This window comes from uncultured Devosia sp., from assembly GCF_964244875.1.
In the GTDB taxonomy this organism is placed as follows: Bacteria; Pseudomonadota; Alphaproteobacteria; order Rhizobiales; family Devosiaceae; genus Devosia.
In genome coordinates this window covers 90,490-112,181 of the sequence record NZ_CAXTKA010000012.1, presented here as the reverse complement: position 1 = coordinate 112,181, position 21,692 = coordinate 90,490, and the positions used below count along the sequence as shown (strand labels likewise).

Annotated in this window: 26 protein-coding genes and 1 tRNA gene; 8 read left to right on the top strand and 19 right to left on the bottom strand. The window is 63.1% G+C overall.

The features are described from left to right. The first annotated feature begins 123 nt into the window (after positions 1-123). Entirely contained in the window at positions 124-1,890 is a 1,767-nt protein-coding gene (locus ACFE8X_RS14165; RefSeq protein ID WP_375452132.1) for an adenylate/guanylate cyclase domain-containing protein, read from the top strand. Positions 1,891-1,905: 15 nt separating this feature from the next. Here ACFE8X_RS14165 and ACFE8X_RS14160 read toward each other — a convergent pair whose 3' ends face one another. Both ACFE8X_RS14160 and ACFE8X_RS14155 read right to left on the bottom strand, forming a co-directional pair. Continuing rightward, complete coding sequence (locus ACFE8X_RS14160; RefSeq protein WP_375452131.1) at positions 1,906-2,184, bottom strand: hypothetical protein; 279 nt, start codon at positions 2,182-2,184, stop codon at positions 1,906-1,908. Positions 2,185-2,381: 197 nt separating this feature from the next. Continuing rightward, positions 2,382-2,690 carry a hypothetical protein gene (locus tag ACFE8X_RS14155; protein ID WP_375452130.1) on the bottom strand — a complete coding sequence of 103 codons (309 nt, stop codon included), beginning with the start codon at positions 2,688-2,690 and terminating at the stop codon, positions 2,382-2,384. A gap of 155 nt (positions 2,691-2,845) precedes the next feature. On the opposite strand from ACFE8X_RS14155, the gene ACFE8X_RS14150 reads away from it, so the two are divergent. Both ACFE8X_RS14150 and ACFE8X_RS14145 read left to right on the top strand, forming a co-directional pair. Further along, on the top strand, positions 2,846-3,184 hold the full coding sequence (locus ACFE8X_RS14150; protein WP_375452129.1) for a hypothetical protein: 339 nt from the start codon (positions 2,846-2,848) through the stop codon (positions 3,182-3,184). A gap of 96 nt (positions 3,185-3,280) precedes the next feature. Beyond that, complete coding sequence (locus ACFE8X_RS14145) at positions 3,281-3,745, top strand: cell wall hydrolase (protein ID WP_375452128.1); 465 nt, start codon at positions 3,281-3,283, stop codon at positions 3,743-3,745. Here the strand turns inward: ACFE8X_RS14145 and ACFE8X_RS14140 are convergent. The 5 genes from ACFE8X_RS14140 to ACFE8X_RS14120 form a co-directional block, all read right to left on the bottom strand. Further along, positions 3,742-3,909 carry a hypothetical protein gene (locus tag ACFE8X_RS14140; RefSeq protein ID WP_375452127.1) on the bottom strand — a complete coding sequence of 56 codons (168 nt, stop codon included), beginning with the start codon at positions 3,907-3,909 and terminating at the stop codon, positions 3,742-3,744. The two genes, ACFE8X_RS14145 and ACFE8X_RS14140, sit on opposite strands and share 4 nt — an antisense overlap. Before the next feature lie 86 nt (positions 3,910-3,995). Beyond that, on the bottom strand, positions 3,996-4,571 hold the full coding sequence (locus tag ACFE8X_RS14135) for a DUF2076 domain-containing protein (RefSeq protein WP_375452126.1): 576 nt from the start codon (positions 4,569-4,571) through the stop codon (positions 3,996-3,998). A gap of 66 nt (positions 4,572-4,637) precedes the next feature. Continuing rightward, positions 4,638-4,907 (bottom strand): EscU/YscU/HrcU family type III secretion system export apparatus switch protein, encoded by a 270-nt coding sequence (locus ACFE8X_RS14130; RefSeq protein ID WP_375452125.1) that lies wholly within the window; start codon positions 4,905-4,907, stop codon positions 4,638-4,640. Beyond that, complete coding sequence (locus ACFE8X_RS14125) at positions 4,904-6,538, bottom strand: flagellar hook-length control protein FliK (protein ID WP_375452124.1); 1,635 nt, start codon at positions 6,536-6,538, stop codon at positions 4,904-4,906. Before ACFE8X_RS14125 ends, ACFE8X_RS14130 begins: the two co-directional genes overlap by 4 nt. A 74-nt stretch (positions 6,539-6,612) precedes the next feature. Beyond that, the gene (locus ACFE8X_RS14120; protein ID WP_375452123.1) at positions 6,613-7,356 is read right to left on the bottom strand and encodes a glycosyltransferase family 2 protein; all 744 of its coding nucleotides are present in this window, start codon (positions 7,354-7,356) and stop codon (positions 6,613-6,615) included. Positions 7,357-7,500: 144 nt separating this feature from the next. Between ACFE8X_RS14120 and ACFE8X_RS14115 the strand changes: the two genes are divergently transcribed. Then, the gene (locus ACFE8X_RS14115) at positions 7,501-8,154 is read left to right on the top strand and encodes a sulfite oxidase-like oxidoreductase (protein WP_375452122.1); all 654 of its coding nucleotides are present in this window, start codon (positions 7,501-7,503) and stop codon (positions 8,152-8,154) included. A 91-nt stretch (positions 8,155-8,245) separates the two neighbouring features. Here the strand turns inward: ACFE8X_RS14115 and ACFE8X_RS14110 are convergent, their stop codons facing one another. Then, positions 8,246-8,746 carry a DUF1993 family protein gene (locus ACFE8X_RS14110; protein ID WP_375452121.1) on the bottom strand — a complete coding sequence of 167 codons (501 nt, stop codon included), beginning with the start codon at positions 8,744-8,746 and terminating at the stop codon, positions 8,246-8,248. Positions 8,747-8,847: 101 nt separating this feature from the next. On the opposite strand from ACFE8X_RS14110, the gene ACFE8X_RS14105 reads away from it, so the two are divergent. Then, positions 8,848-9,654 (top strand): ion channel, encoded by an 807-nt coding sequence (locus tag ACFE8X_RS14105; protein ID WP_375452120.1) that lies wholly within the window; start codon positions 8,848-8,850, stop codon positions 9,652-9,654. Here the strand turns inward: ACFE8X_RS14105 and ACFE8X_RS14100 are convergent. The 8 genes from ACFE8X_RS14100 to ACFE8X_RS14065 form a co-directional block, all read right to left on the bottom strand. Continuing rightward, a complete protein-coding gene (locus tag ACFE8X_RS14100) occupies positions 9,651-10,409 on the bottom strand; it encodes a LamB/YcsF family protein (RefSeq protein ID WP_375452119.1) in 759 nt (252 codons plus the stop codon). The genes ACFE8X_RS14105 and ACFE8X_RS14100 overlap by 4 nt on opposite strands. Then, the gene (locus ACFE8X_RS14095; RefSeq protein ID WP_375452118.1) at positions 10,406-11,305 is read right to left on the bottom strand and encodes a biotin-dependent carboxyltransferase family protein; all 900 of its coding nucleotides are present in this window, start codon (positions 11,303-11,305) and stop codon (positions 10,406-10,408) included. Before ACFE8X_RS14095 ends, ACFE8X_RS14100 begins: the two co-directional genes overlap by 4 nt. Next, positions 11,302-11,979 carry an allophanate hydrolase subunit 1 gene (locus ACFE8X_RS14090; RefSeq protein ID WP_375452117.1) on the bottom strand — a complete coding sequence of 226 codons (678 nt, stop codon included), beginning with the start codon at positions 11,977-11,979 and terminating at the stop codon, positions 11,302-11,304. Before ACFE8X_RS14090 ends, ACFE8X_RS14095 begins: the two co-directional genes overlap by 4 nt. A gap of 118 nt (positions 11,980-12,097) precedes the next feature. Continuing rightward, positions 12,098-12,271 carry a hypothetical protein gene (locus tag ACFE8X_RS14085; RefSeq protein ID WP_375452116.1) on the bottom strand — a complete coding sequence of 58 codons (174 nt, stop codon included), beginning with the start codon at positions 12,269-12,271 and terminating at the stop codon, positions 12,098-12,100. A 115-nt stretch (positions 12,272-12,386) separates the two neighbouring features. After that, positions 12,387-12,635 (bottom strand): hypothetical protein, encoded by a 249-nt coding sequence (locus ACFE8X_RS14080; protein WP_375452115.1) that lies wholly within the window; start codon positions 12,633-12,635, stop codon positions 12,387-12,389. A 22-nt stretch (positions 12,636-12,657) separates the two neighbouring features. Continuing rightward, positions 12,658-12,747 (bottom strand) — tRNA-Ser (locus ACFE8X_RS14075). A gap of 44 nt (positions 12,748-12,791) precedes the next feature. Continuing rightward, on the bottom strand, positions 12,792-13,763 hold the full coding sequence (locus ACFE8X_RS14070; protein ID WP_375452114.1) for a quinone oxidoreductase: 972 nt from the start codon (positions 13,761-13,763) through the stop codon (positions 12,792-12,794). Continuing rightward, the gene (locus tag ACFE8X_RS14065; protein WP_375452113.1) at positions 13,760-14,638 is read right to left on the bottom strand and encodes a TerC family protein; all 879 of its coding nucleotides are present in this window, start codon (positions 14,636-14,638) and stop codon (positions 13,760-13,762) included. Before ACFE8X_RS14065 ends, ACFE8X_RS14070 begins: the two co-directional genes overlap by 4 nt. Positions 14,639-14,834: 196 nt before the next feature. Here ACFE8X_RS14065 and ACFE8X_RS14060 point away from each other — a divergent pair, with 196 nt between their 5' ends. The 3 genes from ACFE8X_RS14060 to ACFE8X_RS14050 are packed head-to-tail and all read left to right on the top strand — an operon-like array spanning position 14,835 to position 16,911. Continuing rightward, positions 14,835-15,287 (top strand): YeeE/YedE family protein, encoded by a 453-nt coding sequence (locus tag ACFE8X_RS14060; RefSeq protein WP_375452112.1) that lies wholly within the window; start codon positions 14,835-14,837, stop codon positions 15,285-15,287. Continuing rightward, positions 15,287-15,757 carry a DUF6691 family protein gene (locus ACFE8X_RS14055; RefSeq protein WP_375452111.1) on the top strand — a complete coding sequence of 157 codons (471 nt, stop codon included), beginning with the start codon at positions 15,287-15,289 and terminating at the stop codon, positions 15,755-15,757. Before ACFE8X_RS14060 ends, ACFE8X_RS14055 begins: the two co-directional genes overlap by 1 nt. After that, positions 15,754-16,911 carry an FAD-dependent monooxygenase gene (locus tag ACFE8X_RS14050; RefSeq protein WP_375452110.1) on the top strand — a complete coding sequence of 386 codons (1,158 nt, stop codon included), beginning with the start codon at positions 15,754-15,756 and terminating at the stop codon, positions 16,909-16,911. Before ACFE8X_RS14055 ends, ACFE8X_RS14050 begins: the two co-directional genes overlap by 4 nt. 50 nt (positions 16,912-16,961) lie before the next feature. Here ACFE8X_RS14050 and ACFE8X_RS14045 read toward each other — a convergent pair whose 3' ends face one another. The 3 genes from ACFE8X_RS14045 to ACFE8X_RS14035 all read right to left on the bottom strand — a co-directional run bounded on the left by ACFE8X_RS14045 (position 16,962) and on the right by ACFE8X_RS14035 (position 21,625). Continuing rightward, on the bottom strand, positions 16,962-17,723 hold the full coding sequence (locus tag ACFE8X_RS14045; RefSeq protein WP_375452109.1) for an invasion associated locus B family protein: 762 nt from the start codon (positions 17,721-17,723) through the stop codon (positions 16,962-16,964). A gap of 159 nt (positions 17,724-17,882) precedes the next feature. Beyond that, positions 17,883-21,374, bottom strand: coding sequence for a transcription-repair coupling factor (gene mfd, locus ACFE8X_RS14040; protein ID WP_375452108.1), 3,492 nt, complete (start codon positions 21,372-21,374; stop codon positions 17,883-17,885). Continuing rightward, positions 21,371-21,625: a succinate dehydrogenase assembly factor 2 gene (locus ACFE8X_RS14035; RefSeq protein WP_375452107.1), complete on the bottom strand. Its 255-nt coding sequence runs from the start codon at positions 21,623-21,625 to the stop codon at positions 21,371-21,373. Before ACFE8X_RS14035 ends, mfd begins: the two co-directional genes overlap by 4 nt. Between the last annotated feature and the right edge of the window lie 67 nt (positions 21,626-21,692).

Below are 21,692 nucleotides of genomic sequence, written 5' to 3'. Positions count from 1 at the left end.
CGGCGCCAATCACCAACAATCCTAGTAATGCCTGCAAAACCATATCTACGGCAATGGCTTGGCTCTCGTCTAAGCGCGCCGCTGGTGCTAATACACAGGTGCGTCAACAACCCACTGTCGAAAATGGCCAAATCCGAACGGCGGCTGGTCCCGATCGTCTCCATCGACGTAGTGGGATTTTCCCGTCTCGTGCAGCACAACGAATTGCAGACCGTGCGGCTTGTCCGCCGGCTCTACCAGCATTTTGCCCTGACCCGCATCGAGGCCATGGGTGGCAAGGTGTTCAAGACCATGGGCGATGGCCTGCTGGCCGAGTTCAACAGCGTTATCGCCGCGGTCGACTGGGTTGCCGGAGTGCAAAAGGAACTGCGCACACGCAAAATCCGCGCGCCGGGTGGTGAGCTGCTGCAGGTGCGCGCCGGCATCGTGATGGCCGACGTGCTGGTGCATGGCGACGATCTGTTCGGCAATGGCGTCAATCTTGCCGTACGGGTGCAGGGCCTGTCGCCGCCGGGTGGCATGGCGGTCACCAAGTGGATGTATGAATATCTGGTCGGCCAATCCGATCTGGTCTTCAGCGATATCGGGCCGACCATACTCAAGAACATTCCGAAAACCGTGCGGCTCTACGTCTGGCATCCGCAGGGCGTTCGCGCCGCCGAAGCGGCGACGCCGGTGGCCCTGCCCGTGCCTGCGTCCAAACGGCCCTCGCTGGTGGTTATGCCGTTCGACAATATGTCCGGTGAAGCCGACCAAGCCTATTTCGCCGATGCGGTGGTCGAGGAAATCACCGCAACCCTGGCGCGGATCAAGGATTTCTTCGTGATCGCGCGCAATTCAGCCTTTGCCTACAAAGGCCGTGCGGTGGACGTGCGCCAGGTCGGGCGAGAACTGGGCGTGCGCTACGTGGTCGAGGGCAGCGTGCGGCGCGTCGGCGAGCGCGTGCGCATCACCGCGCAGACGGTGGAGACCGAGACCGGCAATCACATCTGGTCCGACAAGGTCGACGGCACCGTCCATCAGTTGTTCGATCTGCAGGACAGCATCGCGGCCCTGGTGGCAAGCGCGCTGTCACCCTCGATCCGGCAGGCCGAGATCGATCGGGCCCGTTCCAAGCGGCCCGATACCCTGGCAGCCTATGACCTTGTAATGCGGGCGCTGCCGCATTTATGGTCGCACCAGCCCCATGAAAATCGCGAGGCGATCAGCCTGCTCGAGCGGGCTCTGGCGCTGGAGCCGACCTACGGTCTTGCTGCAGCGCTGGCTGCATGGGCGCATGGCCAGCAGGTCGCCTATAACTGGACGCAGGACCTGTCCGGCGAGCGGACACTTGCCGCGGGCCTGATCGAACTTGCGGCCGGCACCGTTGCAGGCGATCCGACTGCAATGACGGCACTGGCTTCGGCGATGATGCAGACCGGGGGTGATGTGGCACAGGCCACAGCGCTTGCCGACAGGGCGCTGTCGCTCGACCCGAACCACGCCTGGGCCTGGATGCGGCGTGGCTTTGGGCAGGTTTATCTTGGCAATCCCGAGGATGGCCTCCTTGCCTTCGAACGTTCGGCGCGGCTGAGCCCGCTCGATCCGTTCTCGTTCAACATGTATCTGGGCATGGGCCTGGCCCATTTCGGCGCCGGCAGGCCGCAGCAGGCGATCGCTCTGGTGCGGCGCGCGCTGGCGGAACGTCCGGGCCTGACCTGGCCGTATCGCGACCTGGCGACCTATTACGCGAATTGGGGCGAAACCGCTGCGGCGCGCGAGTCCCTGGATCGCTTTTGCACTGGCCGGCCCGATTTGACCTTGGCATCGGTTGCCAACAGCCTGTGCTTCATGCACCCATCGCTGCTCAGCCGGTATATGCGTGGGCTGGAACTCGCCGGGCTGAAATAGGACGAGCAACGCGCCTCAATCGCGCCAACAGGTTGGCCAGTACAGATCATCGGCGAAGTCCGGCGGGATCGGGGACAGCTTGCAAAGCGCGCGCGTCGCAAAATTTATCTGCAACTCGAGATATTTGATGTCAGCTGGGACCGGGGTGCCCGTGATCAATTCGCGGGTCCGCCATTCGTTCACCCTGCCCTTGCGCAGGCGCCGGGCGGCTTCGGCCTCAACGTCTTCGACCCGGATTTGCTCTTCCCGTCGAGCCTGGCCCGTGTAGCCAAGTCCGCCTTCGATAACCGCCAATCGCACCTTGATCACCCTGACAAACCGGCAGGGACTTCTGTACGCCTGCCAACTGTCTCAGGTTGTCATAAATCCGTTACGCAAAAGCAAAGGTCGTTGCGCTGTTGCAATGCTGCCAGTGGAACCAATCCCGCACCTCCACGCAAAGACGCCAAGGGCGAACTGCGCGTGGCCTTCGGGCATGGGAACTTTTGAATTTATTGGCGGCGCGAGCGACGCCAGAGCGTCCATTTGCGACTGCCCAGAACCAGAGCACTGTTGATCGGCCCCTGAAGGAATACGAGGTCAAGCGCCAACAGCAACAGACCAAGCGGCAGCATCCAGATACCGAGCACGGGCAGGAAGCTGAAGACGCCACCCAGGATCAACAACAGGCCGAGTGGAATGCGCACCAGTCGTGCTCGTGGCTGTCGCAGCCAATCAAGTGCGCGCGCGGCAAAGTTTGGAATGCGCCGCTGGATGCGATCGAACTGGCGGTTCAGGCGGGCACGGCTTTTGGCGGGCATCGTGTCTCCCCAAATCATGTAAAGGCGTCGGCTTGCTACTTGGGTATTGAGATGCCGATATCCAAGAGGCGCCGGCAAAGTCTTGCCGGCGGCGGCCCCGGAACCATTGGGGCAAGAAGGAGTTTCATCGCTATTATTGAAAGTGGAGCGTCACCATGGCTACGGCAACAAAACGAGCGATCAAGCGAATCGAGGATAGCAGCGACGATCTTGGCGACAGCATCTCAGCCCAGATTGCGGCCCTGCGCGAGGAACTCGCTGCCATTTCCGATAGCGTCAGCAAATACAGCAACAATCGCTTCAACGATGTGCAGCACAATGCCGTCGCCGTGGTCGATCAGGTTCGCCACCAGGGCGCCGTCGCTGCGCGCCAGATCAGCCGGCAGGCCAATGTCGCCGGTCGCGCCGTACAGGAAAATCCGATTCCCGTTATCGTCGCCTTGGGTACGATTGCGCTGATTTCAGCACTGATCTTTACCGCGACCGACCGCTAAAGGTTTAATTAACCTTTCCGGTCAGACCTTCCTTAAGCCTGTTGGGTCATCTTCGATTAGGCACGCCGAGCGTGTTCCTGAGCGAAGGTGGCCCAAATGCTTGATATTTCCAAAGCTGTATTGCGCGGTGCTGCAATCTGCCTGGCGATTACCAGCCTGGGCGGATGCAGCTTTTTTGGCATCGAGTTCGGGATGGCCCAGCTCAGCCCGAAGGAATGCCTGATGCGCGCCATGTATTTCGAGTCCAACCGCTCCAGCCCGGAAGGCATGCTGGCGGTGGGCACCGTGGTCATGAACCGCGTCAACGACCAACGTTATCCCCACAGTATTTGTGGCGTGGTCGGTCAGCGCAACCAATTTGCCCCCGGCGTTTTGACCCGCAAGATGACCGATAGCGGTGCGGTACTGGCCTCGCAGACCGCTGACCAGATCATGCGCGGTGCCCGCCATCCCGGGGTGGGAAACGCCATGCACTTCCACACCGCCGGCCTGCGGTTTTCCTATACCAACATGCACTATGTGCTGATGGCCGGTGGCAACGAGTTTTACGAGAAGTACTAAAGCATTTTCGCCACGGCCGCGCTGATCAATGCACCCCCCGAGTCCATGGCCAAGCCAGGCAGTGCCTGGCCCGGAAGACCGATGACGACCGCGACTCCGGTGACGGCGGCGATGATCACGAGGGTCCTGAAGGCATTGCGTCGCTGGCGGCGGACGATGATCACGGCGGCAATCCTTATTTGGCGTTCAAGCCATTTAGTCGACAGATGTTGAACCGGTGCTGGGGCGCCGGTTCAGCTCTGGTTCAGTTTCAAAAGTCACCGCCGACGTCGAAATCGCCAAGATCGTCATCGTTATCATTGCTATCGCCGTCAGCGGATTCGATCGGCTCGTCGGCGGGCTGGTCGGCGGTGTACTCCTGGGCATTGGCATCGCCTGTCAGAAGGCCGGCAATCGCCGAGCCCAGCAGTACGCCCGAGGTGACTCCGAGCGCCGTCTGGGCGGCGCCGGCCAGAAAGCCACCGCCACCCCGCTGGCGACCGTCATCGCCATCATTGCGATCCCACGGACCGCGACTGCCGCGGCGAGCCTGTTGGCGCTCGCCTTGTGGCGCATTGTCGCCGAACAGGCCGCCTAGAAAACCACCGCCGGCCGGACGCTGGGCAATTTGCGCCTCCAGTTCGGCAATCTTCTGCTCGGCCAGCTGCAAAGCCCGCTCCTGCACCAGAATGGTCTGCGCCATAAAGTATGGAGACGCCGGCGCCGCGCGCAGACGCTGCTGGATCAGCGCTTCGGCGTCGGCATCTCGCTGGCCGCTTTTGGCGGCTACGGTTTCGATGCGGTCGAACAAGCCTTCGATGGCGTCACGGTCTTCGGGCTGCAGCATGATCCCACTCCTTGCGGTCACTCGCACAAGAAATGGGATGGGGCGTCAGGCGTTGCAAGGGAGCGCTCATTTTACCTCCAAGCGCAGAATGAAGCCGATGACGACGGCAATGGATTCATAAAGTTCTAAGGGGATGGTGTCGTCGATCTCGACCCCGCTCAGCGCTTCGGCCAAGGCGGAATTCGCCTCGATGACCACGTCGTTCTCCCGTGCCAGTGCCACGATCCGGTCGGCGACGAGCCCCCTGCCCTTGGCCGTCACCCGTGGCGCTTCGCGGCTGCCTTTCTGATATTGCAGCGCCACCGCCAGCGCGCGTTGCCTGGGCTGTTCGCTCATGTGCTGGCATCCACGAAATGGCCGGCCGCCGGAGCTTGCACCGCCTCATCGGCGCGCACGATAACCATGCCGGGATGCAGTCCGGCGGCGGCCAGGGCTTGGCTCAATTCCGGCACGGCCATTTCGATTGTCCGAGCCGTTGCCGGGTCACTGGCCCAGAGCCGTACCGACGTCGTGCCGCCGCGCAAGCCGACTTGCGCCCCCACTTCTCCAAGTTTGGGAACATCCATGGCAAACCGGATGTGCCAGCCGCGCTCGGATACCGCCTGCTCGGGGCCGGCTTCATCGCGATGAATATGCAATTGCATCACGCTCTGGTAGCCGCCGATCAGCACCGGCAGGTCCATCGACCAATCGGCTTTGGTCACGGCTGCGCCGGTGTCAGGCAGCGAAGCGTGCTGGTGCAACCTCAGCCGGGCCAATGCGCCTTCGGTACGCTCCAGCATGACCTTGCCGGCTTCTGAGGGAATTTCCGGGATGACGATAGGACCTGCATTGGGCGGCCGCGCCCTTGGCACGGCACCGCGCACCGGCGGCGGCAAGGGATTTGACGGCGCCGTCACTGTCGGGGATGGTCCCAACCAAGACACCAATGCACCACGCAAGGTCAGCAGCAGCGTCTTGACGTCGCCTTTGGCCAGCAGCGGCGTGCCTTGCGCCAGCCCCGCCTCTTGAAAAATACCCGATGCGGCGATGGCGCGTTGCAGCGCTGCGCCGTCGGGCGCCGGACCGGTCAGGGGGACGCTGGCCGACAGCAGTTGTTGAGCTGCCTGCAACACCGGTTGCGGCAGCGCGACTTTGCCGACCACGGATGTCAGCAGCGTGGTCAAGCCGGCCATGCTGTCTTGGCGTTGTACGGCAGCCTGCACCATTTGGGTGAGCGCCGCCTGTGGCGCATTGGGCGGCGGCACGGGCGTTGCACCAGCCTGCGTTGGGACAGGTAATGCGGCGGCAGGCACGGGGCCGGTGGCGCTTGGTGACGGCTGGACGCCGCTGCTCGACGGCGCTGCCACTGCAACTGCCTGCCCGCTGGCAGCGGCAGCCGGCGCGGTCGAGACCGGCGGCGATTGCAGCAAAACCAGTTTTTGCTGGCCATCATTGCCTTGTACTTGCAGGGGCAAGGCAGCGCCCGGTGGCATCGGCGTCGGCAGTACCACGTCGAGCGTCTGCCGGCCGACCTGGATTTGTGTCGCACCACCTGGTGCCGGACCCAGCACGCGCGCGTCCACGAGCGTTCCCGGCGGCAATGCCAGGGCTTGCACCGTTTCCGAGCGCACCGGCAAGATGACCGGCGCTGCCGCCGAACTCGTGCCCGGTGTCGTCGGCAATGCAGGCGGGGTCGCGCCGGAAGTGGGCGGGGTCTTTGCCGTCGTTCCGGCAGGAACCAACGATTGCAGCAATACCAGCTTTTGCTGGGTGCCGGTGCCCTGCGCCTGCAATGTCAGGGTGGCACCGGCCGGTAGCGGGAGGGGTAGCGATAGGCTGAGCGTCTGCTGGCCGATCTGGACTTGGGTCGTGCCATTAAGTGCCGTACCCAGCACCAGGGCTTCAAGCGTCTGGCCCGGCAGGATTTGGAGCGCGCCGGGGCGTACCGCCAAAGCGACCGGGGGCAATTGTGAGGGGATCGACATCGGCTGCCTGCCCATTGCCGCACCGTGCGGCCTGGCGGCAGTGTAGCCGATTGATGGTTACCGAATAGCTCGGATCAGTCGGGACGAATGTCGGTATAATCCTTGGTGGCCGGCTTGCCGCGAAACGTCACCCAAAAGAAGTTGAGCGTATAGGTGCCTGCAGTCTTGAACACGCCTTCTTTTTCAAGCCGGCGCCCTGACGTTTTCATCTTGAGCGCGAAGGTGAATTTGACGCTTCCGACCTTGGACAGCCGGACTGCGACATCGGTGTCCTCACCAAAAAACTGGATCGACCGGTCGTAACCGCCCACGGCAGCCCAGGCAGCGCGCTTGAACACAAAATTGCCGCCCTGCACCACCGAGCCAACGCGCAGGAGGTACCGGTTGAGAATATAGATGGCGTAGGTCAGCCCGTAAAAGGCGGTGACCAGAAGCCGGCTCCAGGGGCTCATGTCATAATAGACATAGGGCCCGCTCAGGCAGACCAGCTTGGGATCGCGGCCGAATTGCTGCAGGACCGTATCGATCCAGCCGGGCGGCACCATTGTGTCGCTATCGATATTGGCGACAAGTTCCGCCCCTTCGGAGGCAGCGAAGCCTGCGTCACGCGCATTGACGAGGCCTTTTTTCGGCTCATCCACGACGCGGACGCCGGTAAAACTGCGAGCGATTTCGCCGGTCCGGTCAGTCGAGGCGTTGTTGACCACGATGATCTGCGCATCGGCTTGCGAGCGGGCAATTTCCGCCATAACCGATTGCAGGCATTTGCCGATCAGGGCTTCCTCATTATAGGCGGGAATGACGAATGCCAGTTTCATGCTTGCCTCTGCTCGCGACCCCCAACCACGATCGGGTCGCTGCCCATAGCGGTTGCGGCGAGCTTGGGCAACCGCGGGGCGCGGAATTGTGTTGCACCCGCAGGCTGGCAGCGGCACCCTTGGCCGGCTTGCGAGGAGCATCCTATGTCCGACGATACGCCAGACGATTCCAAACTGACACGCACCAAGCAGCGTTGGGCCGACGAAGGACGGTTCATTACCGGGCGCACCAGCAGGCCCGAGACGGAGCGTCTGCCCCCCGGACAGCACCTGGTCAAGAATTGGCCGGTCCTTGACCTTGGCATCGAGCCTAGCATTGCCCTGCCAAGTTGGCGGCTCGATATCGACGGCGCCGTGGAAGCGCCGGTTGCGCTGAACTGGGCGGCGTTTTCGGGCCTGCCGCAAGTCGAGCGCATCTCCGACATTCACTGCGTGACCAGTTGGTCACGCTACGACAATCACTGGACCGGCGTGTCGACCCAAGACCTGGCGGCCCATGCTGGCATTCGAGCAGATGCGCGCTTCGCCGTGCTGACCAGCCATGATGGCTATACTACCAATCTGGCGCTGGCTGACTTCCTCAGCGACGACGCCCTGCTGGCGCATAGTTGGGAGGGCCAGGCGTTGAGCGGCGAGCACGGTGGTCCAGTGCGCCTTGTCGTTCCGCATCTATATCTTTGGAAAAGCGCCAAATGGTTGCGGCGCATCGAATTTACCACATCTGACCACAAGGGTTTCTGGGAAGTCCGCGGCTACCACAATCACGGCGATCCCTGGCTCGAGCAGCGCTATTCATAAGCTCAGCATCCCAAAGCTGTAGTCCCGTTGCGGTACCGATGCGGCCCGGGCATCCCGAGCCGCTTGCCCCCAGCCAGGGCCGATCCTGCAATCAGCCGAGGTAATCGCCCTTGCCGATCGGTACGCCATTGTGACGCAGGATGGCGTAGGCCATGGTGACGTGAAAGTAGAAGTTCGGCATGGCGCGTTCCAGCAGATAGCTCTGGCCGGGCTGGACGATATCCTTGCCGCCTGATTTGAGCGGAATGTCGCGCGCTTCGGAGCCGTCGATTTCCGCCGGCGTAACGCTGGCCAGCAGGTCGAGCGTCTTGCGGACGCGAGCCTTGAGGTCCTCGAAGGTCACCTCGTCGTCGGCCCAGGATGGCACCGGCTTGCCGGCAAGACGGGTGGCCGCACCCTTGGCGTGATCGCTGGCAATCTGGATCTGTTTTTTGAACGGCAGCATGTCAGGCGCCAGCCGGTCGTCAACGAAGAACGCAAGATCGATCTTGCGCTCAGCCGCATAGGCTTCAGCCTTGTCGAGAATAGCCAGCAGATTGGTGAGCATGCGCGTAAAGACTGGCACTGACGCGCCATACATCGAAATTGTCATGAAAAGGAACGCCTTGATTGTCGTGAGCCGAAGGGCAACCCTGTTGTGCGCGGAACGCCCGGACTTGGCAAGCCGTTCAGGTTGAGACGACAGGGGGCGCAATGACTGACGAGACCCAGACGCACGAGAAGCTGGCCGGTGGCTTTGCCCGTCTGCGCTCGACCCTGCGCCTGCTCTACCATAGCCAGGCGCCAGCGGCACGGCGCTTTCAGATCGCGGTGCTGATCGTCGATCTGGCGATCATCGCCTTCTTTGTCGCCACCCCGCTGCTGCGGGAAAACCCTTCATTTCTCTGGATCGATTACTCTATCGCGGCATTGCTGGGACTGGATTTCATCGCCCGCGCATTGGCCTCGACCGATGTCCTGCGCTGGCTGCGGCAATTGCCGGTGATCGTTGACGTCTTTATCCTGTTGACGCTGCTGGCGCCCACGATCTTTTTCAATCTCGGCTTTCTGCGCATCCTGCGCCTGTGGACGCTGTCGCGCAGCGCCAACGTGTGGCGTCCGCTCAGGCAACGCGGGCTTGGCGGTTACCAGGACACGATCCAGGCGGTGATCAACCTCCTGGTGTTCCTGTTCGTGGTCACCGGCTTCGTTTACACGGCGTTCGCGCATGGCGACTCCGGCATTGCCGGCTATATCGACGCGCTGTATTTCACCGTCGCCACAGTCACGACGACAGGCTTCGGCGATATCGTATTGCCGGGCACTTGGGGCAAGCTGGCATCCATCGTCATCATGATCATCGGGATTTCGTTGTTCGTGCGGCTGGCTCAATCAGTCTTTCGACCCAACAAGGTGCACTTTCCCTGCCCGCAATGCGGCTTGCAAAAGCATGATCCCGATGCCGTGCACTGCAAGGCCTGCGGGCACGTCCTGAACATTCCAGATCAGGGGCATCTCTAAAGGGCCACCTCCGGCGGATCGGCGGCGATGGCGATGCCCTCGCCTTCAAGCGCATCGCGAAGCTCGCTCGCCAGGTCGACCGCACCCGGCGTGTCGCCATGCAGGCAGATCGAGCGTGCCGTTGATTTGAACACGCTGCCGTCAATAGCGACGATCTCGCCAGACTTTGCCAGCCGCACACAGCGTTCAATCACCGCGTCGATATCATCGATCACCGCATCTGGCTGGTTGCGCGGCACCAGCAAGCCTTGTGGCGTATAAGCGCGGTCGGCATAAGCCTCGCGAATCAGGGGCATGCCTACCGCCTTGGCGGCTCGCACCTGCTGGCTGTTGTCGAGCGCCAGCGCCGCGACTTGAGGATCCATGGCCTGGATAGTGGCGAATATGCCCACGGCGAAGGCCAGTTCCTCCGCAGTCTGGTTGGCAAGGGCACCATGCAGCTTCACATAAGCCAACGGCACGCCGACCTCATCGGCGATGAACCGCACCAGAAACAATTGCGAGCGGATTTGCCCGAGCAGTTGGTCGAGCGGCATGACGACGCGGAAACGGCCAAACCGCTTGGGATCGGCATAGCCGGGATGGGCTCCCGCCCGGACGCCGCGCGCCTTGCACGCCTTCAGGATATGGCGGATCGTCGGCGCATCGCCGGCATGGCCCCCACAGGCGATCGAGGCGCTGGATACGATGCGCAGCAAATCCTCGTCCGTCCCCATGCCTTCGCCCAGGTCGGCATTCAGATCGATCGAGGTCATGGCCGCCCGCTCCGCAACAATCGGTGGGCATGCTCCACGCCAACGGGCGTAAAAGCAACAGGGGCGCCGGCCCGCAGTTGCGCAAATCGATCGAGGTCAGCCGAAATGATGGTGGCGATGCGCGGATAACCGCCGGTGGGCTGGTGATCGCGCATCAAGACGATCGGCGTGCCGTCGCCCAGGATCTGGATATCACCCGGGAGCACGGCATCGGAGACCAGCGACAGAATGGCGCTATGGCTGAAGACGCCGGCCTCGTCCACCAGGCGCACGCCCATGCGGTCCATGCGGCTGGATATCCTGAAAGGCGTTCCGATGAACCCATCACGCGCGCCAGCGAACACGTCGGCGTGCAGCCCCCAGACACATCGGATCGGGCCATCGGCAGATCCGGTCGCCGCAGGGCCGGTTTCCGCGTCACGCCCTTCACCGAGGCGGACGGTGTCGCCGGCGCGCAGCGCCCTGCCCTCGAGCCCGCCGAGTTGGGCACGACTATTGGTTGCAATGCTTCCCAGGACTTTGGGAACATCGAAGGCGCCATCAAAACGCAAATAGCCGTAATTACCGGCCGGGCCCGGGCTGATCGACAGCCTGTCGCCAGCAACGAGGGCTTGCGTGCCCGGCCAGTCGATGCGGTGCCCATTGTGCCGCGCGGTGAACATCCCACCGGCAAAGCCGGTGACGCAGGGGCCGTCCCCAACCTCAATATCGAGACCTGCCGTCGTCATCTCTATCGCCCCGGCCGACACCAGACCCAGCAAGCTGCCGGCTAGGGAATAGCCTATCCGGTCCATGGGCCCCGAGGCACTGATGCCGTGGGAGAGCATGCCGAACCGGCCGGCATCCTGGATGGTTGTCAGCGGCCCGGCGCGGGTGATGAGCAGCGTTGCGCTCATGGCGCGATCTCGAACTGCACGCTGTCGCCGGCCCGCATCCGGGTCGGCGGCGTGGTGGCGGGATCGAAATTGCGAAATGGCGTTGTGCCGATCACGTGCCAACCCGTCGGGATAGCCGTCGCCGCGATGGCGGTTTGCCCCGCCGCGAACAACACGGTGCCGGCCGGAACGGATGCCCGGACCTCCGTGCGCCGCGGCAGAAGCAGAGTGTCGGAATGAAAGCCGCAATAGACAAAGCCCGGAGCGAAGCCGGTCGCGAGGACACGCAGCGGGCCGGCATTGTGGGCGGCGATAAACTCGCCCGTCGTCATGGCCAATGCGGCCGCCACCGTGTCAAGATCGACGCCCCGCTCACCGCCAAAGGTGACGGAGATGGCGTGGCTGGCGGCGCTGGCAAGCGGCATGTCGCGCCTGCCATAAAGCCGCAACCGCACTTCACCAGCCAGTGCCGCGAGTTGAACTGTCTCCGGATCGTAGCGCAACAGTACCGAAATCAGATTCGGTACAATTTCTACGATACCGGTCGGCAGGTCATCGGCCAGCGTCCTGGCAAACCCCGTCGCGGCCTTATTGGCCGCTTCACAAAGTATATCGCCGAAGCGCACCAGCAAGGCACGGTCGCCCAGCGGGACTATCGTGGGCCGCACCACCACAACATCGCTCGGTGTCGCCATCGCGGTGCCTCACTGGCGTTTGTCAGCCACAATGCACAGCGCAGCCCTGCACGACAAAGCCGTAACTGATCCATGACGCCGCCGATCTCGACCGATCGGCGAAACGCGCGATAGCGACCTAGTTGGGGTCCCTGCCATCCTGCTCGACGACGGCGTCGAACAATTGCCGGGCCTGCCCGGCACCGATCGCCTCGATGGCGACGGCGGCAATGGCAGCGAACAGCTCCGCGATTTCCTGGGGATCGGTGATTTCTGCGTCGTCATCGGCGTCGGCGTTAATCAGAGTGAACAAGTTGCGCCTCCAAACTGCCTTACCACTTCAGTGTGCGTCGATTCTTGTTACAGAACAAATAATGGAATGTCAGGCGCCGGCAAACTCACCCGGTTGCGCAAAAGGTCAGCAGGGCTTACTCTTCGCCCGCATCCTCGCCATCGTCCAGCTTGTCCAGATAAGCTTCCACATCATCCAAAGTCGCGGTGAACGGCAGCGGCTTGTCCCCGAAGATCACCTTGAACGTTTCGTCCTCGCGGATCGCATGGCCGCCCTTGCCGGTCTTGGCTGTCAGTTTTTCGGCCGTCAGGATGGTCAGCCCATGCCGCCCGGCAATCCTGCGCATCCGCCGCATCCTGGAAGCATCGAAATCACGTCTGCTCACGGGCGGTGTCCTGGCGTGGAAATGGCGGGCAGGGAGGGATTCGAACCCCCGGAACGCTTTCACGTTCGCCGGTTTTCAAGACCGGAGCAATCAACCGCTCTGCCACCTGCCCAGCGCGTTTCGTTTAGCCACTTGTCCCAAGGCTGTCCAGAGCCGCTAGGGGAGCAGCAGGATCGAGCCGGTGGTGGTGCGCGCTTCGAGCGCCTCATGGGCCCGGGCAGCTTCGACCAATGGAAATGTCTGGCTGATCGCAACGCCAATGGCGCCTTGCGCGACGGCATCGAACAGGGCCCCTGTCCCTTCAAGCAAAGCCTCTCGGCTGGCGAAGTAGTGGGTGCTGGTGGGTCGCGTGACATAGAGCGAGCCCTTGCGGGACAGCACGGTCAGGTCGGGAATTGCCACCACGCCCGAGGCATTGCCGAAGCTGACCATCAGCCCACGCGGCCGCAGGCAGTCCAGCGATTTTTCGAACGTAGCCTTGCCGACACCGTCATAGACCACATCGACGCCCTTGCCGCCGGTCAGGTCACGAACGCGGGCGGCAAAATCTTCCGTCGTATAGTTGATGACGGCATCGCAGCCGTTCTGCTCGGCAAGTGCCATTTTCTCGGCACTGCCGACGGTGCCGATCACTCGTGCACCCAGGGCCTTGGCCCATTGGGTGGCGATCTGGCCGACGCCGCCCGCGGCCGCATGCCAGAGGATGGTTTGGCCGGGCTCTATCGCCCAGGTCTTGAACAGCAGGAAATATGCGGTCAATCCCTTGAGCATCACGGCGGCTGCAGTCCGGTCATCGATCCCGTCGGGAATGGCGACGACCCGCTCGGCATCCAGCACGCGCTCGTCGGCATAGGAGCCGGTCTGGCCCTGATAGACCACGCGGTCGCCCGGCCTGAACAGGGTGACGCCCCCGCCGATGGCCGTAACGATGCCCGCGCCTTCGTTGCCCGCGACGAATGGCGTGGGCACCGCGTAAAGGCCCGAGCGCTGGTAGGTATCGACGAAATTGACACCGATTGCGGTCTGGCGAATGGCAATCTGCCCCTCGCCCGGACTGGCCAGCGGCCAATCCTCGAGCTGCATCACCTCCGGGCCGCCCGACTGGCGGACGACCAGGGCGCGGGTCATGGCTTTTGCGTCCGCGGCTTGCGCGGCGCCGATTTGGGGCGAGACTGGGCACGGCTGGCCGGGGTCGTCTTGGCTTTCGGCCTGGCGGCGGCTTCGATCTCGCCTGCGGTCACATGGCTGCCCGGCACGGTGGCCGCTGCAGCCAGCCGCTGGGGACTGGCGCGGTTCTTGCGCTGCTTGGCGATGATGTTGACCGCCTCGACCAGAACCGAGAAGGCCATGGCGGAGTAGATATAGCCCTTGGGAATGTGGAAGCCCAAGCCGTCAGCCACCAGCGACACGCCGATCAGCAGCAGGAAGGCCAAGGCCAGCATCTTGGTGGTAGGATGATCGGCCACGAACTTGGCCACCGGCCCGGACGCGACGAACATGACGCCGACGGCAACGACCACTGCTGCGATCATGACCTCGACGCGGTCGGCCATGCCCACCGCGGTCACGATGGAGTCGATGGAGAACACCATGTCGATGATGATGATCTGCCCGATAATGGCGGCGAATACCGCGCCGGCCTTCTGGGCAATGTCGCTTTCATGCGGCTCTTCCATTTCCGCATGCATTTCGTGGGTCGCCTTGTAGACGAGGAAGGCGCCACCGGCGATCAGGATCAGGTCTTTCCAGGACAGATCGAAGCCAAGGATGGACACGGCGGGCTGGGTCAGGCTGATGACCCAGGAAATGACGAGCAACAGCAGGATGCGGAAGATCAGGGCCAATGCCAGGCCCAGCCTGCGGGCTTGGTCGGCCTGCTCCTTGGGCAGGCGCGAGACCAGCACGGAGATAAAGACAATGTTGTCGATGCCGAGCACGATTTCCATCACGGTCAGCGTAGCAAAGGCAATCCAGGTATTCGGATCGGCCAGTAGTTCAAGCATTGTCGGGCTCCGTTGCGAGTCAGGCGATGGCTATATCTAGGGCCTGTTCTGCCCACAAGAAAGCTGATCCGGCAGGGTTTTTCGTGTAGCGTTGCTTTGTCGCGGCTTTCTGGGCGTAATTGCCGGCTTGCTTGCTGGTTCGGATGGCGTCGGCGGAGTACCTTTGGGGCCAAAGTTGGCTCGATCGAGGATAGAAATGGAATCGTTTTCGCCTGTCTCGGCTGCCATTGGCGGCGCGTTGATCGGCCTGGCCGCAGCCGTGCTCTGGCTCGGCAATGGCCGCGTCGCCGGCATTTCGGGTATCTTCGGTCAATTGCTTCCCCCGGCACATACCGTGGTGTGGCGCATAATCTTCCTGCTGGCGCTCATTAATGGTGCGTTCGTTATGGCGCGGCTATTGCCGGAGCTGGGTGTGGGCGGCGATGTGCCGGCCAAACTCGCAGGAGCGCCCACGACTTGGGCGATCCCCACGCCGGCGTGGCTGGCGATCGCCGGGCTGCTGGTCGGCCTGGGCACTAAAATCGGCAATGGCTGCACCTCCGGGCACGGGGTTTGCGGGCTGGCACGCCTGTCGCGCCGCTCCTTGGTGGCGGTCGCGGTCTTCTTCAGCGTGGCCATGCTCACAGTTGCGATAACGGGGATCGTCTGATGAACGCACTCAAGCTGCCTTATCTGGCGACCTCGGCGTTGAGCGGCCTGTTGTTCGGCGCAGGGCTTTATGTTTCTCAGATGGTCGATCCGCTCAAAGTGCTGCGCTTTCTGGATATTACTGCCATCACCACTGGTGGCTGGGACCCTAGCCTGGCGTTCGTGATCGTCCCCGCGATCGCTGTCATGTTCATCGCTGTTCGCCTGGGCAAAAGCCGCGCGGCGCCATTGTTCGACCGGGCGTTTCACCAATCGGCATACAATCGCATCGACGGCCGGCTGATCGGCGGCGCTGCCTTGTTCGGCATTGGCTGGGGTATGTCGGGCATCTGCCCGGGACCGGCCATATCCCTGATTGCGTTCTTGCCCGATGATCTATGGATATTTCTCGTGACTATGTTCATTGGCTCCTATGCCGGCAGCCTGCTGGTGCCCAGTGGCCACGCGCGGCATCTGGCGGACGCACGATGAGCGATGCCGAAGCCATTGTCGTCGGGGGCGGCCTGGCGGGTCTTGCTGCGGCCATCGCGGTCGCCCAGGCGGGTCTGTCAACCGTTCACATCGCCCCGTCCGCCCTGCCCGATCGGCGCACTTCGGCGCTGATGATGCCCAGCGTGACCTACCTGCAGTCTGCCGGGTTGATCGGCGACGCCGGCGATTTCGGCCAAAGACTCGACCAGATCAGGATCATCGACGCCACGTCCCGGTTGTTGCGCGCGCCCGAGACAGTGTTCGACGCGCATGAAGCGGGCCTGCCGGCGTTCGGCTGGAATTTCGCCAATGCCCGCCTGACCGAAGCGTTTCGCGCCGTTATCGCTGAATTGCCTAATCTGCGGACGTTGGAACAAAAGCTGACGCAGTTCGAAACCTGTGCCGATGGTTGGCTCCTGACCCTGGCCGATGGCAGCGTGCTGCGCGCGCCTTTGGTTATTGGCGCCGATGGCAAGACCTCGCTGATCCGCGCCGCCGCCGGCTTTCGGGCGCGAGAGAATGGCTTTACCCAGGCCGCTCTGGTCTGCGATCTGGAACTGGGTCGGGCGCTTGGCAACGCGTCAGTCGAGTTCCACTACGCCAACGGTCCGTTCACGCTGGTTCCCGCGGGCGGCAAGCGGGCCAACCTGGTGTGGATCGACGAGCGCGACGTCCTCAAGCAGGGGCAAGGCCTGAGCCCGGAGGCGCTGAACGCCCTGCTGCTCGAAAAATCGCAGCGCCTGTTCGGGGCGATTACGCTGACAACGCCGACGCATATCTTTGCGCTCAGCACGATCACGGTGGACCAGGCCGGGGCCAATGGCGTGGTTCTGGTCGGCGAAGCCGCCCATGCATTCCCCCCCATCGGGGCCCAGGGCCTCAATCTCGGACTGCGCGACGTCGCCGATCTCGCAGCGGCACTGGCCGGCACCGATCGCACGCACAACGGCTGGGCGGTTCGTTTGAGCGAGGACTACGCACGGCGGCGCGCTGGCGATTTGAGGCGAACCGGCGGCATGGTCGATACGCTGTTCCGCTCGCTGCTGGCCGAGATGTTGCCCGCCCAGGCCTTGCGGGCCGGCGGACTCTGGGCCCTAAAGCTGCTCCCGGGCCTGCGTCGGCAAGCCTTTTCCATCGGCATGGGCGCCCGCTGAAACGAAAAAGGACGCCGAGGCGCCCTTTTTTATGCGAACGGCCTGCCAGCTTACGGCGCGGCGGGTGCCGGCGTTGCCGGATCGGCGGCAGGCGCGGGAGCCGCGCCGTCCGCTGGCGGGGTCGTGCCGTCGTTCAGTTGCTTGCGCAGCTCTTCGGCGCGGTCCTGCAAAACCTGCTCCAGCGCGTTCTCGCCACTGGTTTCTTTCTGGAACTCGTCGAAGGTCAGCGCCGCCGGGCCATCATAGGCCGTGGTGAAGCCCGCGAGGGTGATATCGATGGTCAAGTCCTGGTTCTGGCGGTTCTTGGCGGTCAGCTTGAGTGTTCCGCCCTTCTTGAGCGAATTGACATAGGCTTCGTTGATCACGAGCTGGGTTGCGCACGAGGTGGGGTCGCACAGCATGAACGGTACGCGGATCGGCTTGGCGCCATCGATCTGCCAGGTCAGGCCGAACGGCAGCAAGACGCCGAGCGGCACGGCGGCGACGGCGAGCAGGCGGCTTTCCTGGCCGGGATCGTCGCGCAGCAGGAACGAGCCCAGGAACGAACCGTTCGCCAAAACGACCTGGCGCATGATGCAGGCCTGCTTGCCATCGGGCAGCGGATCGCAAACCTTGAGCCAGTTTTGCGTGCTGGCCGGGGTTGCGACGCCTGCGGCTGGCGGCGTTGCCCCATCCGGTGCAGCTGGCGCAGGCGTCTCGGCGGCCGGAGCCTCGGGGGCCGGCGCTGGTGTTTCCTGGGCGTAGATCGACACGGAGGACAGCATGAGCGCGGCCACCGCAAATCCGGTGACGAGAGGGTTCCTGAAGATCATAGAATTTCCTTGGCTTCCTTGGCAGTCCCGATGGCCGCTTCGCCACCTCGAATAGAACTGCCCTTCAAGTGCTGAATTTGGGCAATACCATGACAGTATGGTGTTGCCAAAGCATTATGGCGGTCAGATGGGCTTCTAAGCAGGACACCAAGGCGATAATCAGGCATTGGCCGCTTTAGCGAGCTTGGCCAGGCGCGACAGAATCGCGGCCGCACCCTTGAGCCGCGCATCGGGCGTCGGCCAGTTGCGCGCAAACATCAATTTCTGATCCGGCTTGATACGCACCTGGTTGGCGGGGTCCGACACCAGCCGCACCAGGGCCGCCGGATTGGGGAACTCGTTGTGGCGCAGCGTGACCACGACGCCCTTGGGGCCGGCATCCACCTTTTCCACATTGGCCTGGCGGCACAAAGCCTTGACGAGGATCACCTTGAGCAGCGCCTCGACCTCCTCGGGCATAGGCCCGAAGCGGTCGATCAGCTCGGCCCCGGCGGAGTCGATCTCGCGAATATCCTGCAGATCGCCCAGGCGACGATAGAGCTGCATGCGCAATTGCAGGTCGGGGACGTAATGCTCGGGAATCATCACCGGCATGCCGAGCGAGATCTGCGGGCTCCACTCGTTCTTGTCTTCGTAGTCGGCGTCGCCGTTCTTGAGATTGGCGACGGCCTCCTCCAGCATCGACTGGTAGAGCTCATAGCCCACTTCGCGGATATGGCCGGATTGCTCGTCGCCGAGCAGGTTGCCGGCACCGCGGATATCCAGGTCATGACTGGCAAGCTGGAACCCTGCCCCCAGGCTCTCCAGGGACTGCAATACGCCAAGACGCCGCTCGGCGGTATCGGTCAGCTTGCGATCCGCCGGCACGGTGAACAGCGCATAGGCGCGCGCCTTGGCCCGCCCGATCCGCCCACGGATCTGGTAGAGCTGCGCCAGGCCGAAATTGTCGGCGCGATGCACGATCAGGGTATTGGCGTTGGGGATATCCAGTCCCGATTCGACAATGGTCGTGGCTACCAGCACGTCGAATTTGTTGTCGTAGAACGTGTTCATGATGTCGTCGAGCTGGCCCGGCGGCATCTGTCCATTGGCCACTACGAAAGACACTTCGGGCACCTGACTGCGCAGAAACTCGGCAATGTCGGGCTGGTCCTTGATGCGCGGCACCACATAGAACGATTGGCCGCCGCGGTACTTTTCACGCAATAGCGCTTCGCGGATCGACAGCGGATCGACCGGTGAAATGAACGTGCGGATCGCCAGGCGGTCCACCGGTGGCGTGGCCAGCAGGCTGAGATCGCGTACGCCCGTCAACGCCATCTGCAAGGTGCGCGGAATCGGCGTCGCCGTCAGCGTCAGGACATGCACATTGGCCTTGAGCTCCTTAAGGCGTTCCTTGTGGCCGACGCCGAAGTGCTGTTCCTCGTCGATAACCAGCAGGCCCAGGTCGCGGAACTTGATCGACTTGCTCAACAGGGCATGCGTGCCAACCACGATATCGACTTGGCCGTTATCGAGGCCTTCCTTGGTGGCCTTGAGTTCGGCGGCCGAAACCAGTCGCGAGGCATGGCGCACATTGACCGGCAGGCCGGCAAAGCGTTCGCGGAAGGTCTTGAAATGCTGGCGCGCCAGCAGCGTCGTCGGCACCACGATCGCCACTTGCTTGCCCGACATGGCGACGAGGAACGCCGCGCGCAATGCAACCTCGGTCTTGCCGAAGCCGACATCGCCGCAGACCAGGCGGTCCATTACCTTGCCGGTCGTCAGGTCTTCGAACACCGAGTCGATAGCGGCAAGCTGATCCTCGGTTTCCTCATACGGGAAACGCGCAGCAAATTCGTCATAAGCGCCCGGCGCCAGCTCGATCGGTTCGGTCCGGGTCAATAGCCGCGCAGCGGCGATCTTGATGAGTTGCTCCGCCATTTCGCGGATGCGCTTTTTGAGCTTGCCCTTCTTGGCCTGCCAGGCCACGCCGCCGAGCTTGTCCAGAGACGTGGTCGAGTCATCCGAGCCATAGCGGGACAGCAGCTCGATATTTTCAACCGGCAGGTAAAGCTTGGTGTCGCCGGCATATTGCAGTTCGGCACATTCATGGGGCGCGCCGCCCGCCTCGATCACCTTGAGGCCCAGAAACCGGCCGATCCCGTGATCGACATGGACAACCAGGTCGCCCGCATTCAGGCTCGCCGCCTCGGTCAGCGCGTCGCTGGCCTTGCGCTTGCGCTGCGGCCGCAGGATGCGCTCGCCCAAAATGTCCTGTTCGGACAAGACCAGAAGGTCCTTGGTCTCAAAACCGGTATCCAATCCCAACACCACCAGTGCCGTGGTCGCGGCACTGGTGGTTTCGGCATCACGCCAGTTCTCCGCCATGCGCGGATTGGTCAGGCCGTGGTCCTTCAGCACCTGCACCATTCGGTCGCGCGTGCCCTGGCTCCAGCAGGCGATGATGGTCCGCCGCCCTGCCTTGCGCTCGGCCATCAGCCGCTCGACGACGGCCTCGAACAGATTGACGTCGGTGGCCTGCCGCTCGGCCGCGAAACTGGGCGCGATCCGTCCGCCCATATCGTCGCTGGCCTTGGCATTGGGCGACTGGAACGGCGACAATTGCAGCACCGACGCACCAGCCAGCGTATAGGGGTGCTGATCCACGGCGTAGAGCAGTTCCGGCGCAACCGGCTTGTACGGCGCACCGGCCCCAGGCACTTGCGGCGCTTTGCGGGCGTGCTCGCGCGCCTCGTAATAATCCTTGATCTGGCGCTGCCGGTCGGCAAACGCCTCGGCGGCCTGGTCATCGAAGACGAACGGCGCATCCCCGACATAGTCGGCCAAAGCATCCAGATGCTCGTAAAAGAACGGCAGCCAGTGCTCGGTCCCCGAATAGCGCGAACCACCGCTGATGGTCGCATAAAGCGTGTCATCGGCAGTATTGCCGCCAAAGGTCTTGGTGTAATTCTGGCGGAAACGTCGAATGGTGTCGTCGGTCAGCACCACTTCGCTCATCGGCGTCAAATCGATGCGCTTTTGCGTTCCGGTTGTGCGCTGGGTATCGGGGTCGAAGGTGCGGATCGATTCAAGCTGGCTGCCGAAAAAATCGAACCGCAGCGGGGACTCCGCACTCGCCGGAAACAGGTCCACCAGCCCGCCGCGAACCGCGTATTCGCCCGATTCGCGCACCGTCGGCACGCGCAGATAGCCATTATTGGCGGCCCAGGCCAGCAGCTTTTCGCTGTCGACGATGCGTCCGGTTACGGCCGAAAACGACATGGTTTCCACCACGTCGCGCGGCGGCAACTTCTGGATCAGCGCATTGACCGCCGTCAGCACGATCGCGCCTTTGGTCGAGCCGTTGGTCAGCGCCGCCAGGGTGTTCATGCGGGCGGCGATGGTCACGTTATTGGGCGAAACGCGGTCGTATGGCAGGCAATCCCAGGCCGGCATTGTCAGGATGGCATGGCCTGGGAGCATCTGCGCCAGAATTTCCGCCATCCGCTGCAGGCGTCGCCCGTCTCGAGCCACGAACACGATGCTGGCCGCATCATCGGGTGCTGCGGCCAGCCGCTGCTCGATCAGACGCGACAGTGCCAGTGGCTGCAGGCCGTCGGGAACGCTGCCCAGCGTTGGTGCCGGTAGGATGGGGGTCGCCTCGTTCATTTGCTCATCCGCGCGCGATGATCGGCGACGATCCGATCCAGAAACTCGACGTCGACGCCAGCCGGCGCAAGCTCTTGCTGCATCACCCACTTCAGCAGCGCCGGGTCTTCCTCGTTCAACACCAACTCCAGCCGATCAAGTTCGGCCTCGCTCAGGTCGTTGATATGCGCATCCGCAAAGGGCCCAAGCACACGGTCCATTTCCAGCGTACCGCGATGCCAGGCGCGATAACGCAGCTTCTTGCGGCGCATGGCGATGTCTTCACCGGCTGTCATTGACGCGCCATGATCCAGAACAAGTTGATGTGGCGCCTTCCTT

Bases quoted from the DNA above. Each gene is read 5' to 3' on its own strand.
- ACFE8X_RS14115 (WP_375452122.1), top strand. From the start codon at position 7,501: ATGTCCGACGATACGCCAGACGATTCCAAACTGACACGCACCAAGCAG.
- ACFE8X_RS14155 (WP_375452130.1), bottom strand. From the start codon at position 2,690: ATGCCCGCCAAAAGCCGTGCCCGCCTGAACCGCCAGTTCGATCGCATC.
- ACFE8X_RS14035 (WP_375452107.1), bottom strand. From the start codon at position 21,625: ATGCGCCGCAAGAAGCTGCGTTATCGCGCCTGGCATCGCGGTACGCTG.
- ACFE8X_RS14050 (WP_375452110.1), top strand. From the start codon at position 15,754: ATGAGCGATGCCGAAGCCATTGTCGTCGGGGGCGGCCTGGCGGGTCTT.
- ACFE8X_RS14125 (WP_375452124.1), bottom strand. From the start codon at position 6,538: ATGTCGATCCCCTCACAATTGCCCCCGGTCGCTTTGGCGGTACGCCCC.
- ACFE8X_RS14100 (WP_375452119.1), bottom strand. From the start codon at position 10,409: ATGACCTCGATCGATCTGAATGCCGACCTGGGCGAAGGCATGGGGACG.
- ACFE8X_RS14070 (WP_375452114.1), bottom strand. From the start codon at position 13,763: ATGACCCGCGCCCTGGTCGTCCGCCAGTCGGGCGGCCCGGAGGTGATG.
- mfd (WP_375452108.1), bottom strand. From the start codon at position 21,374: ATGAACGAGGCGACCCCCATCCTACCGGCACCAACGCTGGGCAGCGTT.
- ACFE8X_RS14145 (WP_375452128.1), top strand. From the start codon at position 3,281: ATGCTTGATATTTCCAAAGCTGTATTGCGCGGTGCTGCAATCTGCCTG.
- ACFE8X_RS14135 (WP_375452126.1), bottom strand. From the start codon at position 4,571: ATGCTGCAGCCCGAAGACCGTGACGCCATCGAAGGCTTGTTCGACCGC.
- ACFE8X_RS14090 (WP_375452117.1), bottom strand. From the start codon at position 11,979: ATGGCGACACCGAGCGATGTTGTGGTGGTGCGGCCCACGATAGTCCCG.
- ACFE8X_RS14045 (WP_375452109.1), bottom strand. From the start codon at position 17,723: ATGATCTTCAGGAACCCTCTCGTCACCGGATTTGCGGTGGCCGCGCTC.
- ACFE8X_RS14065 (WP_375452113.1), bottom strand. From the start codon at position 14,638: ATGCTTGAACTACTGGCCGATCCGAATACCTGGATTGCCTTTGCTACG.
- ACFE8X_RS14060 (WP_375452112.1), top strand. From the start codon at position 14,835: ATGGAATCGTTTTCGCCTGTCTCGGCTGCCATTGGCGGCGCGTTGATC.
- ACFE8X_RS14120 (WP_375452123.1), bottom strand. From the start codon at position 7,356: ATGAAACTGGCATTCGTCATTCCCGCCTATAATGAGGAAGCCCTGATC.
- ACFE8X_RS14055 (WP_375452111.1), top strand. From the start codon at position 15,287: ATGAACGCACTCAAGCTGCCTTATCTGGCGACCTCGGCGTTGAGCGGC.
- ACFE8X_RS14130 (WP_375452125.1), bottom strand. From the start codon at position 4,907: ATGAGCGAACAGCCCAGGCAACGCGCGCTGGCGGTGGCGCTGCAATAT.
- ACFE8X_RS14095 (WP_375452118.1), bottom strand. From the start codon at position 11,305: ATGAGCGCAACGCTGCTCATCACCCGCGCCGGGCCGCTGACAACCATC.
- ACFE8X_RS14165 (WP_375452132.1), top strand. From the start codon at position 124: ATGGCCAAATCCGAACGGCGGCTGGTCCCGATCGTCTCCATCGACGTA.
- ACFE8X_RS14110 (WP_375452121.1), bottom strand. From the start codon at position 8,746: ATGACAATTTCGATGTATGGCGCGTCAGTGCCAGTCTTTACGCGCATG.
- ACFE8X_RS14150 (WP_375452129.1), top strand. From the start codon at position 2,846: ATGGCTACGGCAACAAAACGAGCGATCAAGCGAATCGAGGATAGCAGC.
- ACFE8X_RS14105 (WP_375452120.1), top strand. From the start codon at position 8,848: ATGACTGACGAGACCCAGACGCACGAGAAGCTGGCCGGTGGCTTTGCC.